The following is a 14,449-nucleotide window of genomic DNA, read 5'->3' as shown; positions in this document are numbered from 1 at the left end:
AATTTTACGGCACTCAAACTAATTTACCGATTTATTCTCTTTGCTTGCTAATACATCATAAATAATATTCGCAAACTGACGCATCTTAGCTGGATCGCTCATCAACTGCATAGTTTGTTCATTATGTGCAGTATTACTATCTAAAACAGCATCATCTAAAGCACTATCAAACTCCCCCAACATTGCTTGTTCACGAGTATTATTTTGAATTTGTTTCATCATTTTAGTGTTTTCAGACATCTTGTCTGCTACCGTATATACATAATTAATCATGTCCTGATCTGTCAGCTTATCGGTAATAAATACTTCATTTACACGCTGCAAGATGACTGATAAAAATTCTTCATTTTTATTTTTTGGCTTTGCCGTACCCAAATCATTAGCTGGTTCTAATTTATGTTCAGTACTATTGGCTTTAAGTTGGATATCCTGCTGCCGAATCTTAGAGAGTCGATAATGGCTCATAGCAACATTACTTAAGTCAATCACATCTTCATCAGCCGCTTGCTCACGCAATAAAGGACGTAAGTTACGAGCGAATAAACTGATTTTTTCGAGTTCTTTATCGTCATATTCTACAATCTGCGACATAAACTCATAAAAGCGCGTAAAACTACCTAAATCCTTTTTAAAGATTTCGAGTGCATCACGCGCTTTTTTCGCTTCGGCAAATTCATTTTCAGCATTGGCAATTAAAACGGGTTCGCCTGTTCGTTTAGTAATTTCCAAACGATTTTTTGTCACATCATAATCATTAATTGCTTTCGTATAACTTTGCTGCCAACGTTGCATCGCAGGTTTACAGATATTGGCAAGTGCAGCATTGGATTTATTTTTGCTATAGAAAGCATCAACAAATTGTTCAACTTCGGTCATTAAGAAAATACGTGCCGCTTTAAGTTTTTCAGCTAAGTCATAGACAATATCAGGATTAGAAACGTCTGCTAGTTCTGCTGTTTGGTAATAAGGTTGGAACGCATCCAAAATATCTTGCGGATCGTTAAAGAAATCTAGTACAAATGTGCCAGACTCTGCCTTACCAGGATAGATACGATTTAAGCGTGATAAGGTTTGTACACATTCCACACCACCTAATTTTTTATCGACGTACATCGCACAAAGTTTTGGTTGATCAAAACCTGTTTGGAACTTATTTGCCACAATCATTACTTGAAAGTCATCACTATCAAATGCCTTACGCATTTCACGTCCTTTCAAGTTTAGGTTCATATTACTCTCAGTAAATTTTTTCCCAATTAAATGACTACTATCTGCATCATTTTCCGAAAACTCAACCTCACCTGAAAATGCTACCATCGCTTGGATATTGGTATATTTATGTTCTGCCACATATTTATCAAAAGCCTGCTTATAGCGTACCGCTTCTTTTCGTGAACTGGTAACGACCATGGCTTTAGCTTGCCCACCCAATAAGCCCATTACATTCTTTTTAAAATGTTCAATAATCACTCGTACTTTTTGCGAGATATTATGGTCATGTAGACGTACCCATTGATTGAGTTTGATCTTAGCTTTCTTGGCATCAACCTGATCGTCTTTTTCTTCAATCTTTTGCTTAAGCTTATAAATGACTTTATAGTTGGTATAGTTCTTTAGAACATCCAGAATAAACCCTTCCTCAATCGCTTGGCGCATTGAATAGACATGGTAGGCTTCGGGCTTATTGATTTTGGATGGCGGTAGTTCAGGATTCGGCAAACGACCAAAGAGCTGTAATGTTTTATCTTTTGGTGTTGCCGTAAAGGCGTAGAAACTTAAATTTTCACTCCCTTTACGTGAAGCCATGACCGCATCTAATACATCTTCTGAAGTAAGCTGATCATCCTCATCACGCTCCTCAAGCATCAAAGTTTCTTTTAGCTGGCGTGCAGTTGAACCACTTTGCGAAGAATGTGCTTCATCGGCAATTACGGCATATTTACGTTCTTTTAAGCTGGTACTATTTTCAATAGCACGCAGTACAAATGGGAAAGTTTGAATGGTCACAATAATAATTGGCTGCGCCATCTCTAAAGCTTTTGCCAATTTTTCAGATTTGGAACCATCACCTTCTTTATTATTAATTCGTCCGACCACACCGTCAGCATGTTCAAACTGATAAATAGTATCTTGTAGCTGTGCATCGAGAATCGTTCGGTCAGTCACTACAATCACAGAATCGAACATCTTTTTATTGTTAGCATCATATAGGCTAGACAGTTGATGTGCGGTCCATGCAATTGAATTAGATTTACCTGAACCTGCACTGTGCTGGATCAAATATTTTTGTCCTGTGCCTTGTGCCAAGGAGTCTTCGACTAATTTGGTCACGACTTTCCATTGGTGATAACGGGGAAAAATCAGGCTTTCTTTTTTATATTTACGCCCTTCCCAATCTTCTTTTTCTTCAATCTGTAAATGAATAAAGTTACCAATAATATTAAGCAAGCTATCTGGGGTTAGAACTTCATTCCACAGATAACCTGTGGCATATTCATTCACATCTTCAGGTACGTCATTACCTGCCCCCTGTTCTTTGGTGCCTTTGTTAAATGGCAAGAAATAGGTATTGTCACCATTGAGGTGAGTTGCCATATAGACTTCATACTGGCTCACCGCAAAATGTACCAATGCACCTCGTTTAAAGGTCAATAACGGTTCTGGCTTATTGGTTTCAGGGTCTTTTGGCAGACGTGTTTTTTTATATTGTGCCATGGCATTTTGCACGGCTTGTTTAAACTCTGACTTGAGTTCCAGTGTTGCCACAGGAAAGCCATTAATAAACAGGACTAAATCGATGCGCCATTTTTTTGCTTGTTTACCTGTTGCTTCGAGTTCGGCTTTGTTAGCATATGGGCTATACACCAACTCAGGTACAACACGACAAATATTCTGTTTATAAATTTCATTTAAGTGTGGGTTTAAACCATGTTCAGGTTTAAACTGGCAAAATGAAAAGCGTGTACCACGGGTTTTCAGTCCATGACGCAATACGCCCAAAGTCCCATAACTGCGGGATTCAATATCTGTGGCGTTAATGTCCGCTTTCTTAAGCTGTGCTACGACGGTATCTAAAAAATGACGCTCAGTATCATTGGGGAAAATACTTTTAAATTTTTGCCACTCTAAGTCTTGGGTCTTTTGTACAAAGTCTAAAACATCTTGCTCATAAAGTGCTTTTTCACGGTTGTAGCCCTGCGCTGAACCCACCTGCCAACCGCGGCTTTGCATTTGATCAATAATATCTTTCTGGAAAATCGTTTCTAAAGTTACATCTGATCTCATGCACTTAACTCCATGTTATCTTGATTATTATTTTTATTCAAATGTTGCCAGTTACGAACGTCAATTTTACCTGTTACGACTGCTGAAATAAGGGCTGTACGGCGTTCTTGCATGAGTTGAATAGCCTTTTCAGCCGATCCCATTAACTTAGAGAAATGATCAATTTTCTTTTTGATGTCTACAACAATTTTCTTAATTTCATTTTCAGGTGGAATTGCTATCGGAATAGCTTTGACGATATCTGTATTTAAGTTTGGTTGCCCTGAACCTTGCTTAACTCTTTCACGTAAATCATTTGTCAAAATGGATAAATAAAAATAAGCATACTCTATGTCTATTTTTAAATCCTCAAATCCAACTACACCATCGTTTGCATTAGCATTGATAGACAAGATTTTAGGAACTCCAAGTGTTGCACCACTATTCGAAAGCAACAAAGTGCCTGATTGAAAAACTCGACACTGCTCACTACCTTTCTTTGTCAGGAAAGTTTCTGTACTTGTAAGATATAGCTCATCATCCTTTGTAATTTCGGCAACTGTTACCCATGGTGAATAATCACCATTAAACAATGCTGGATCACCAGCAGGACGTGGCGAACCACCACGGACTACTTGAGAAATATAACCAAATTTACTCACAGTCCAATGCTCAGGCACTTCCCCTAACCATTCCACACCTGAATCTTTCATCGGTACATTTGGATTTAAACCTTTAGTCACAGCATGACTAATCACTGCTTGGCGTTTTTCTTTAAGCAGTGCAATCAACTCTTCTTGTTTGGCAATAAGGGTATCAATTTTTGCGGTTTCATGGTCGAGATATTGTCTAATTTTGACTTGTTCAGATAAAGAAGGATAAGGGACTTTAAGTTTTTTTAATTCACCTAAGTTAATCCTAATACGTGTTGTGCCTGTTGAAACGAGTTCAGCGTTTTCCCTTACACAATCTGAATTAATCGCCCAAATTAAAAAATTTAAATCCACTAATTCTAAGTCAGGGCTTAATTTGACACAGTCTGCAACAATTACGTATTCATCATATTCATCTGATACAACGGCTGCTCTAGCCACTGGCTCAGCCATTTTAGCTATCACTATGTCTTGAGGTAATGCTAAGTGTCGAATCAAATCTATTTTTTTATTTTGCGAGATAAATTTCATGTTGCGAAGAATATGCTTTCCATCTCGTATGTTATTTAATTGGATTAAAGGTATACCTTCATCCAAATAATCATCCGATTTTAAATCTGAACCAAAAGGTCCGTCTACAAAAGCATTTTTTGTTTGCATAGAAAGAAAGCCCAACCGCTTTTCTTGCCAGTGCGAAGGTAATTCAGTTTTAAAATAATCACTATATTTGAATTCAGAATAGCTCATCATTAAGAATGCACCTCTTGCAGCAGTGCCATAATTTCACGGCTCACCGCATCTAAGTCAGCATCGATCTCCGCCAAATCACGTGGCGGTTGATACACATAAAAATGACGGTTAAACGGAATCTCATAACCGACTATGCCAATCTCGCCATCCTGTGCATCACGCTTATCGGCATTAATCCATGCATCAGGCACATGCAGTTGTACTTCACGCTTAAAATAAGACTCAATTAAATCGATGGTGCTTTGGCTTGGGTGGTCAAGCGCAATATTTTCTGCATCACGCAAATCGCCATCCTGTACAAACTCAACTACTTTAGCTTTATAGCTAAACTGACCATATAGCGGGTTTTCTTTACCCTTAATCACTTTATTAATGCATGGTTCAGCTTCTGGATTTTTCCAAGTGACGGCATCCAAGAACTGCTTTTTCTCTTTGCCTTCGAGTTTAATGCTACTGTCTTTTAAAGCCTGTTTAAGTAGCTCATCAAAGATATTAAAATCATCAAACTGTGCTGTACCGATCTTGGTTTGTAAGCTTTGTGCTTTACGCATTAAAGCCCGTTGTTCAAGCCAGAGTTTTGGCTCAAGTACAGTTTTAATATCTTTTTCTTTCAGTTCGCTAAATTCAGCTTTAATCAGAGCACGAATTTCAACTTGAGCATCGTCACTCAACTGCCCATAGCTTGTCTCAGTCCAATCTTTGCCATAGCTTTCATAGACTTTTTGCATCACGGCATTAAATGGCTTAGGCGCAAAACGTAAAGTTGCAATTCGGTCATCAGACAATTGCGCTGATAAACGTAACGGACGTTCAATGGTCACACGGCGATAGCCAAACTCATAGCTGTTAAAAATTTTGCTTGAGAATGGTTTTTGCTGTTCACTTTCACCATCTAAAGTCAGTGTATCTACTGCTTCAAACGCGCCATAGTTTTGGGTAATTGTCCTAATTTCTGATTCTGTTAGATAGTTACGCTTTGAACCAAGTGACTTACGCATTTTCGAGCTGAGGTTCGACGCATTAATTAAATGCACTTTGCCTTTACGTTCAGCATCTTTCTTATTGCTGAGCACCCAAACATAGGTCGCAATACCTGTGTTATAGAACATGTCTGTAGGTAAGGCGATTATCGCTTCGAGCAAATCCGCTTCTAAAATATAACGACGAATTTCACTTTCACCACTGCCAGCACTACCTGTAAACAATGGTGAACCATTTAAAATAATTCCAATACGGCTGCCTTGACCAGTGCTATCCACATCGCGCATCTTGCTAATCAAATGCATCAAGAACAACAGTGAACCATCAGATACACGGGGTAAACCAGCTCCAAAACGACCATTAAAGCCCTTTTGTTGGTGCTCATCTTTAATCTCGTCTTCAATCTTTTTCCAGTCCACACCAAATGGAGGGTTAGACAGCATATAGTCAAACTTTTCATAAGCGAGTTGGTCGTTAGATAATGTGTTTCCGAGCTTAATATTACGGACATCCTGCCCTTTAATGAGCATATCCGCTTTACAAATGGCATAAGACTCTGGATTCAATTCCTGACCAAAAACACGCATCACTGCTTCAGGATTATGTTCATAAACATATTCCGTACCTGAGGATAAGAAACCACCTGTTCCAGCAGTTGGGTCATAAATGGTTCGAATCACACCCTCTTTATTTAAGGCATCATCATCTTGGCTAAAAATTAGGCCAGTGGTGAGTCGTACAATATCTCGTGGAGTAAAGTGCTCCCCTGCGGTTTCATTCGAACTTTCAGCAAAACGTCGAATAAGTTCTTCAAATACTAAGCCCATATCATGGTTAGAAATATTTTCTGGACTTAAATCGGTTGAAGCAAATTTCTGAATGACTTTATAAAGTAAGTTTGCATCATCCAGTAAACCCGTAAACTCATCAAACTTAAAATGTTCAAAGATTTCACGCGCATCTTTTGAGAAGTGTTGAATGTAATTACCAAGATTTGCTCGAATATTCTTTTGCCCTAAACTACTCAAGTCAAGCTCTGAGGTATTAAAAAAAGATAGGCCATCTGTTGCTTTTAATAAAATTTTTTCTTTTGCTTCTTCTGGTAAAGGCATAGCCTTCACTTTCTCATTTGCCTCTAAAACACTGGCTTTACTAGATTCAAATACACATTCTAAACGGCGTAGTAATGTAAAAGGTAAAATTACTCTCCCATACTGAGATTGCTTAAAATCTCCTCGTAATAGGTCAGCAACAGACCAAATAAAAGCAGCAACCTGAGAAAAGTTCGTATTTGTCATGTTTACTAAAACCTTATGTACAACCGTTAATTTTAATTGGTCAATAAAAAAGCCCCAAATAATTAATATTTGGGGCTTTTTCGAATCTTGGTGGAGATGGCGGGAGTTGAACCCGCGTCCGCCAGCACTACGCTCGAGAATACTACATGCTTAGATATCGTCTATTGTTTTAACACCAAGTGACCCGACGAACAGGGTACAAGGTGCGATCCTCTAAGTTTGGTATAAAGCCCCGAGGCTTGACTCTATACGGACTTGTGTGCGTGCGCTTCAGTCGGGTTCCCAGACCACAAGTATTCTAGGAAGCGGACAAGCGGCCCTTAGGCAGCTAGAGCGTAAGTTTCGTCGTTTGCGACTATTTAAATGCAAATTTTATTTACGAGAGAAAATGCGCTCTCGGCATGCATCTATGAGTTTCATCACCGGCGTCGAAGCCAATAACATCCCCATGAATGTCTGCACATCATAGCATAAATAAAATAAAATGCTGTGCATTTTATCAACAGTCTGCCACTGATGAACATACTTACATAATTGAGTGCCTTTTGTTTTTTTCAAGGCCCCTTATAAAAAAGCTGCCAAAAATGACAGCTTTTTTTTAAAGTTTAGCCTATAAAGCACCATTGCCTAACACAATCCCTTCACGGCGTGGGTCTACCCCACCTGCGTATTTGCTTTGATTATTTATATTTACTTTCATAATCGTTGAAATACCACTGGTTTGCGCAGTATTAGAAATGCCATGCCCTTTTGCTTTTAAACCTTCAATTAGGTCAACTAAGGAAAGCTGTACATTCGAGCTATCAATATTGGTATTTGGACTATTGGTCGCGCCAAAGTTTACAAGCGAAGTGGCCTGCTGTGCATTTAAGTTCCAGTCCAACGCTCCCACTAAAGTTTTAACTACATATTGAATAATCGTACCGCCGCCTGGTGAACCCGTTGCCATATAAAACTCATCTGGCGTGGTGCCTTTAAACACTAAGGTTGGTGCCATAGTACTACGTGGGCGTTTGCCACCTTCTACACGGTTGGCAACCAGCGCCCCAGTGCTGTCATAAGGGTTCGCGCTAAAGTCAGTTAACTGGTTTGACAGCAAGAAGCCATCCACCATGTGGAATGAGCCCATGCTCGATTCAACAGTCGATGTCATTGAAACCACATTGCCATAGGCATCTACTATCGTAAACTGAGTTGTGCCATGTTCAACAGTGGTATCTACACCTGCCGCTGTATTGAAATTACCTGCTGGTGCTACGCCCATACTTTGGTTCGGGTTAATCAGTGCTGCACGTTGTTTTAAGTAATTTTTATCAATAAAACTTGGAATACCCTGTGCCGGCAAACGAACAAAGTCGGTATCTGCGACATATTTATCACGGTCAGCATAGGCCAAACGCTCTGCTTCAGACACTAAATGCACACCCATGACATCGGGCACACCACCTTCATTTTCAGGGTTCTTAGGTGGATACAGCGACATATCAAAGTTTTCTAAAATACCCAGCGTCTGTGCAACTGCAATTCCTCCCGAAGATGGAGGCGGCATGGTACATACGTAGTAACGGTCACGGTACGTTGTACAAATCGGGTCGCGTTTTTTCACCTGATAGTTCGATAAATCCTGCAAGGTCATCAAACTTGGGGTAATTGGAGTTTTTGCTGGGTCATCCCCTACGGTTTGCCCTGCTTTTGCCACAATGGCTTGTGCAATAGGTCCAGTGTGGAGAGCATTTGCCCCTTGTGAAGCGAGTGCTTCAAGTGTTCTGGCATAGGCTTTATTGGTCATGGTCTCACCGACTTTGCGTGGTGATCCATCTGGGTAGAAATAGGTTGCCATTGCATTTGCATCGAGTGCTAAATTGCTTGCATTACTTGCAATAGCATCTGCCAAACGCCCCGGAATACGAAAACCATTGTCAGCCAAACCAATCGCTTCACCAAAAAGCTGGTTCCATTTAAGTTTGCCATGTTCTTTTTGGGCTTGTTCAAGCAAACGCATCACACCCGGCACACCAATCGAGCGACCACTACGGCGCGCACTTGGTACAGGCGGAGGTGAATTTGGGTCATATATATTTTGGCGAATTAAATAAAATTCGTTGGCTGCCGCTGGTGCGGTTTCACGGCCATCATAAGCAGTGACTTGCTTGGTTTTGGCATCGTAATACATCATAAAACCACTACCAGCAATGGTGCTCGACTGTGGCTCGACCAAACCAAGCACGGCTTGTACCGCTACGGCTGCATCAACTGCGCTACCGCCTGCTTTTAAAACATCACAACCTGCTTTTACTGCAAGTGGCGTGTTTGCCACCACCATATATTTATCTGCGTATTTAACCGTGTTACCGAGTCTATAACCCGATGCACCCTCTGGCGCTGCTGGGTCACCATTTTGGTTTGAACCGACCACCACGCTTGAACCGTCTTGTGCCAGTTTGCTACAACTGGTGGGGTCATTATCTACAATTAAATTGGGCAGGGTTGTATTTGAATCATCCTTGGGCTGATCTGACGAGGAGTCATCTCCACATCCTTGTAATAAACCGACTGCTAATAAGCTACTGAACAAAAATGAATATCTTTTATTCACGTGATAACTCCAATATATACGCCTGCCTATCCATGCAATTGCCATGCAAGCTTCTTTGTTTTCAGGTCTTCAGTTTTTTAATCTTTGATAAAAATAAAGTTTTAATAATATTAAATGATTAAGGGCATTAATCCTGTGCCCTGTGTTATGCCTCCTCGCTTGATATCACACTCTTTTATAACTGATTTGCTCAACTCTGGCATGTTTTATTTCTTAAAATACAGGCAAATTTTTCTATTTATAAACTCGCTATTTTTTAGTAGGCCTAAAAAAAGCACCTCCGAAGAGATGCTTTTTGATGTTTAGTGAGAAGGCATGCCGCTGACCTGTTTGGGTTTTGGACACAGCCAAATCACCAGCCCAGCAAAGACAAACACAATCGCAAATAGCAAAAACACATGGTTTGCTGACATAGTAATGGCTTCTTTATCGACAAGGTTTGAAATAATTCCAAGCGTCGAGTCAGTCGTAAAACCATTTTGCAGAAGTGTGTTTTGTACTTCGGTTGGGTTCAGGTTTGATACCATTTCACTACGGGCAACTTTGGCATGGTCATCCCATACGGTCACTGCAATTGAAGCACCAATCGCCCCTGCCATGGTTCTTAAGAAGTTCATGAGGCCTGCAGCAGATGCAATCTCTTGCTGGAGCACTGAACCAAGTGCAATGTTAGACAGTGGAATAAAGAAGAATGGTACAGCAAAACCTTGCAAAATTTGCGGCCAAGCCAGTGCCATAAAGTCGGCATCTGTGGTCCAGAATGCCCGCATTAAAGTCACAATGCCCAGCAAAATTAAACCAAAGCTCGCCAGCGCACGTGGGTCATGTTTGGTCGAAAGTTTTGCCACAATCGGTGACATGGTCAAACTACCAAAGCCCATGGTTGCAGTTAAATATCCGGCCCACGTCGCGGTATAGGAAAGGTTCATTTGCAGCCACTGTGGTATCAATACAATGCTGCCAAAGAATGCGCCAAAGCCAAGCGATAAGGCCAGTACCGAAATAGCAAAGCCCCTATGCCTAAAGACTTTGACATCTACCACAGGATGTTTATCGGTGAGTTCCCATATCAGGAACACCACAAAGCCAATGGCGGCAGTTAAGCCTAAAACCACAATGCTCGTGCTATTAAACCAGTCACGTTCATGCCCTAAGTCGAGCATAAGCTGTAACGCACCAATCCAGAGAATTAACAGGCCTAAACCAACGGTATCGATTCGTAAAGAAATGGTTTCTGTTTCTGCTACTCTTAACAAGCGCATTGCTGCTAATACACAGACAATACCGACCGGTAAGTTAATAAAGAAGATCCAGTGCCAAGATAGGTTGTCACTAATCAGACCACCCAAAATTGGCCCTAAAATTGGTCCAACGACTGTGGTCATTGCCCATAGGCCCATTGCCTGCGCATGTTTTTCTTGTGGGAAAATACGCATAAGCAAGGTTTGGCTGAGTGGCATAAGTGGACCACCACAAAGGCCCTGCCCAATACGGAAAAACACCAACATTTCTAACGATGTTGCCAAACCGCACAGGAAAGAAAAGACCGTAAAGCCAATTAAACCAAGAATAAAGACCCGTACCGTCCCAAAACGGCCAGCCAGCCAGCCCGTTAAAGGTACACAAATCGCTTCTGCAACTGCATATGAAGTAACGACCCATGTCCCTTGTGTACTTGAAACAGCAAGGTTACCGGTAATGTGCGGTACAGAAACGTTGGCAATGGTCGTATCAAGTACGACCATAAAGTTCGACAAGGCAATAACAAACGCTGCCAGTAGTAAACGTCCACCGCTTAACTCGGCAAAAGGTGTTTGCGTTTTCATAAGCGTTTACTTCGCAGATAAGTCGACTTTTGCTTCCATCGACAAGCCAACACGTAGTGGGTGTTCAGCAAGTTCTTTCGGATCCAGTGCAATACGAACTGGTAAGCGTTGAACTACTTTAATCCAGTTACCTGTTGCATTTTGAGCCGGAATTAAGGCAAAGGCAGAGCCTGTACCACCAGAGAAGCCCACCACTTTGCCGTGGTATTCAACATCATCGCCATATAAATCAGACGTTAATGTGACTGGCTGACCTGGGCGGACTTTTTTCAGCTGACTTTCTTTGAAGTTAGCATCTACATATAAATCGTTCAGCGGCACAATCATCATCATACTGCTACCCGGTGCAACGCGTTGTCCAACCTGAATATTACGACGTGTAATGACACCATCAACTGGTGCACGTATTACGGTACGTTCCAAGTCAAGCTGAGCTTGTTCCACATGTGCTTGTGCAACTTGTACATCCGGAGTCGATGTTTCGCTTACACCCTGAATTAAGGCTTCGTTTGCAGCTAAAGTGCTTTCGGCAGCTTTACGGCTAGAAGTCGCTTGTGCCAAGCCAGCTTTAGCAAGCTCTAGTCCTGCTTTAGCAGTTTCAACTGCACTTTGTGCTTTGGTGAGTTCTTCTTTAGATACCGCACCAGAAGCAGCAAGCTGCGCACGGCGATTAAGCTCTAAAGCAGCTTTGTCATAGTCGGCCTGTGCTTGGGCAACTTGTGCTTTGGCACTGTTAATTTCGTCAGCACGGACCACAACTTGAGAGTTTAATGAGCTACTGTTTGCCGCAGTCTGTTTGTATTGGCGTTTTGCTTTGGCAAGCTCTGCCTCGGCTTGTGCCAATGCAATTTTGGCATCACGGTCATCAATACGAACCAGCACATCACCCCGATGTACTGTTTGAGTATCATTTACCAAAACCTGAGCGACCTGACCACTCACCATTGAGGTAATTTGCGCGGTTTCTGCACCGACATAAGCATTATCTGTACTCACCGAGTGATTTAAAAATAATGCCCAGATTGCATATAAAATAGCGGCGATCAATAAAATCAGCGCAAAAAAACCAAGAAATTTTTTGCGCTTGTTTTGGTTGTTGTCATCCGAGGCAGATGTTGTTGGCACTGTTTCTTGTACATTGCTTTGTGCATCAGTCATGGTATGTTCCTAAAGATGAGTTGGCTTTGCCATCAATCTTGCACTACACCTTGTTATAGAGTTTTTATTATTCTATAAACAAGACATATCGCATTGTCAAAGCAGTCAATTTTAACGCTAAAACCTCATGATGTGAGAATAAAAAAATATAACTCATGCGTTCGTTCTAATTAAATTAATGTTTATCTCAAGATTTTTATGAAAATTCTAGCTTTTCAAGCACTAAAAAAAGCGCACATGGCGCTTTTAAAGTGTTCAATTCATCGCCTAATAGGCATATGAAGCGATCCCCGCAGCGATGGGTTTATCTTCATCATTCACCATCGTCATACGCATAGTGCAGCCTTTACGACCTAAACGTAACACTTCTGCACGCGCAATAAAATACTTACCGCGTCCCGGCGCCAAATAATCTACACGCATATCGACGGTCGCCAAGCGTGTAACCTGTTTAATGGTTTCAGGCAGGGTTTCCGGCGTTGAGCGACGATAGAGATGTTCCATTGCCACAATTCCACCAATGCTATCGAGCAAAGTTGCAGCCACACCACCATGCAAAACCTGAAAAGCCAAATTGCCAATGAGATCAGGTTTCATTTCAACATAGCCTTCAATATGCCCATCTACCACACGCATAATCATTCCACTATGCTTAAAAAAAGGACAATTATTAAACGCTTTACACAATTGGTTGAGAACCACATTTAGGTCAGTTTTAGCGCCTAATTGTATGTTCCCCGTCCAATTTTTCTTTTCATCACTCATACGTTGCCTAAATTTAAAAGCATGATAAATACCCATAATTTTGTACAAATCTAGCATTATGGGTCTACAATACAGCAGTCGGTTGACAGTAATGGAATATCCGCCAACCTATCCTAGTGTAATACCGAACATCGAGATTGTTATGACTTATACGTTCAATCGTCCTGCATTTCCAGCTACTCGCATGCGCCGTATCCGTAAAAATGACCAGTTGCGTGCGATGGTCAGCGAAACACAGCTCACTACCAATCACTTGATTTATCCAGTATTTGTATTACCGGGACAAAATCAGACCCAAGATATTCCAAGTATGCCAAACATTCAGCGTTTGTCGGCAGATTTATTACTGAAAAAAGCTGAAAAACTTCTGGAATTAGGTGTATCAAAACTGGCTCTTTTCCCTGTAACACCTCAAGAAGATAAAAGCCTTACCGCAGAAGCTGCATGGCGTGAAGATGGTTTAGTTCAGACCACTTGTCGTTTGCTTAAAACAGAATTGCCAGAAATGGTTTTAATTACTGATGGTGCACTCGACCCATATACGACTCATGGTCAAGACGGCATTATTGATGAAACTGGCTATGTACTCAATGACGAGACTGTAGAATGCTTGATTAAACAAGCATTGAGTCACGCAGAAGCAGGCGCCGATGTCGTTGCACCAAGTGACATGATGGATGGCCGTATTGGCGCAATTCGTCAAGCTTTAGAAGCCAATGGTCACATCTATACCAACATCATGGCCTACTCTGCGAAATATGCATCAAGCTTCTATGGTCCATTCCGTGATGCTGTTGGCTCTGCAACCAACCTAAAAGGTGGTAATAAATATAACTACCAGATGGACTTTGGTAACCGTGCCGAAGCATTACACGAAGTTGCGCTTGATATTCAAGAAGGCGCCGACATGGTGATTGTAAAACCGGGCATGCCATATCTGGATGTGGTACGTGAAGTGAAAGATACCTTTGGTATTCCAACATTCATTTATCAAGTGAGTGGCGAATACGCAATGTTAGCGGGCGCAATTCAAAATGGCTGGTTATCAGAATCAGTGATTTTAGAATCACTCATGTGCTGCCGCCGTGCAGGTGCAGACGGAATCTGGACTTACTTTGCAGAAACCGCTGCTGAAAAACTCAAGGAAATGAACTAAGT

8 protein-coding genes and 1 other RNA gene are annotated in these 14,449 nt (G+C 41.3%); 1 reads left to right on the top strand and 8 read right to left on the bottom strand.

The window, feature by feature from the left end; all coding sequences use genetic code 11:
- Positions 1 to 18 precede the first annotated feature (18 nt).
- The 8 genes from CSB87_RS14225 to CSB87_RS14190 form a co-directional block, all read right to left on the bottom strand.
- Positions 19 to 3,285 (bottom strand): type I restriction endonuclease subunit R, encoded by a 3,267-nt coding sequence (locus CSB87_RS14225; RefSeq protein ID WP_004888331.1) that lies wholly within the window; start codon positions 3,283 to 3,285, stop codon positions 19 to 21.
- Positions 3,282 to 4,667, bottom strand: a complete 1,386-nt coding sequence (locus CSB87_RS14220) for a restriction endonuclease subunit S (RefSeq protein ID WP_004888343.1) — start codon at positions 4,665 to 4,667, stop codon at positions 3,282 to 3,284. Before CSB87_RS14220 ends, CSB87_RS14225 begins: the two co-directional genes overlap by 4 nt.
- Complete coding sequence (locus CSB87_RS14215) at positions 4,667 to 6,946, bottom strand: type I restriction-modification system subunit M (protein WP_004888344.1); 2,280 nt, start codon at positions 6,944 to 6,946, stop codon at positions 4,667 to 4,669. The genes CSB87_RS14220 and CSB87_RS14215 overlap by 1 nt, the downstream gene beginning before the upstream one ends.
- An 88-nt stretch (positions 6,947 to 7,034) precedes the next feature.
- Positions 7,035 to 7,394: a transfer-messenger RNA gene (gene ssrA / locus CSB87_RS14210) on the bottom strand.
- A gap of 162 nt (positions 7,395 to 7,556) precedes the next feature.
- Positions 7,557 to 9,542, bottom strand: coding sequence for a gamma-glutamyltransferase (gene ggt / locus CSB87_RS14205; RefSeq protein WP_004888345.1), 1,986 nt, complete (start codon positions 9,540 to 9,542; stop codon positions 7,557 to 7,559).
- Positions 9,543 to 9,844: 302 nt separating this feature from the next.
- Positions 9,845 to 11,368 carry a DHA2 family efflux MFS transporter permease subunit gene (locus tag CSB87_RS14200; RefSeq protein WP_004888346.1) on the bottom strand — a complete coding sequence of 508 codons (1,524 nt, stop codon included), beginning with the start codon at positions 11,366 to 11,368 and terminating at the stop codon, positions 9,845 to 9,847.
- Between the two features lie 6 nt (positions 11,369 to 11,374).
- Positions 11,375 to 12,526 (bottom strand): EmrA/EmrK family multidrug efflux transporter periplasmic adaptor subunit, encoded by a 1,152-nt coding sequence (locus CSB87_RS14195; protein WP_006581382.1) that lies wholly within the window; start codon positions 12,524 to 12,526, stop codon positions 11,375 to 11,377.
- A 267-nt stretch (positions 12,527 to 12,793) separates the two neighbouring features.
- Positions 12,794 to 13,291, bottom strand: coding sequence for a thioesterase family protein (locus tag CSB87_RS14190; protein ID WP_004710212.1), 498 nt, complete (start codon positions 13,289 to 13,291; stop codon positions 12,794 to 12,796).
- A 142-nt stretch (positions 13,292 to 13,433) separates the two neighbouring features.
- On the opposite strand from CSB87_RS14190, the gene hemB reads away from it, so the two are divergent.
- Entirely contained in the window at positions 13,434 to 14,447 is a 1,014-nt protein-coding gene (gene hemB, locus CSB87_RS14185; RefSeq protein ID WP_009504019.1) for a porphobilinogen synthase, read from the top strand.
- Positions 14,448 to 14,449: the final 2 nt, after the last annotated feature.

Origin of the sequence: Acinetobacter sp. AR_0276 (assembly GCF_003000705.1) — a bacterium.
In the GTDB taxonomy this organism is placed as follows: Bacteria; Pseudomonadota; Gammaproteobacteria; order Pseudomonadales; family Moraxellaceae; genus Acinetobacter; species Acinetobacter nosocomialis.
The sequence above is the reverse complement of the archived record's forward strand: the minus strand, read 5'-3'. Positions and strand labels throughout refer to the sequence as shown.

Excerpts from the sequence above, each read along its gene's own strand:
- CSB87_RS14200 (WP_004888346.1), bottom strand. The coding sequence starts at position 11,368 with ATGAAAACGCAAACACCTTTTGCCGAGTTAAGCGGTGGACGTTTACTA.
- hemB (WP_009504019.1), top strand. The coding sequence starts at position 13,434 with ATGACTTATACGTTCAATCGTCCTGCATTTCCAGCTACTCGCATGCGC.
- CSB87_RS14215 (WP_004888344.1), bottom strand. The coding sequence starts at position 6,946 with ATGACAAATACGAACTTTTCTCAGGTTGCTGCTTTTATTTGGTCTGTT.
- CSB87_RS14190 (WP_004710212.1), bottom strand. The coding sequence starts at position 13,291 with ATGAGTGATGAAAAGAAAAATTGGACGGGGAACATACAATTAGGCGCT.
- CSB87_RS14195 (WP_006581382.1), bottom strand. The coding sequence starts at position 12,526 with ATGACTGATGCACAAAGCAATGTACAAGAAACAGTGCCAACAACATCT.
- CSB87_RS14220 (WP_004888343.1), bottom strand. The coding sequence starts at position 4,667 with ATGATGAGCTATTCTGAATTCAAATATAGTGATTATTTTAAAACTGAA.
- CSB87_RS14225 (WP_004888331.1), bottom strand. The coding sequence starts at position 3,285 with ATGAGATCAGATGTAACTTTAGAAACGATTTTCCAGAAAGATATTATT.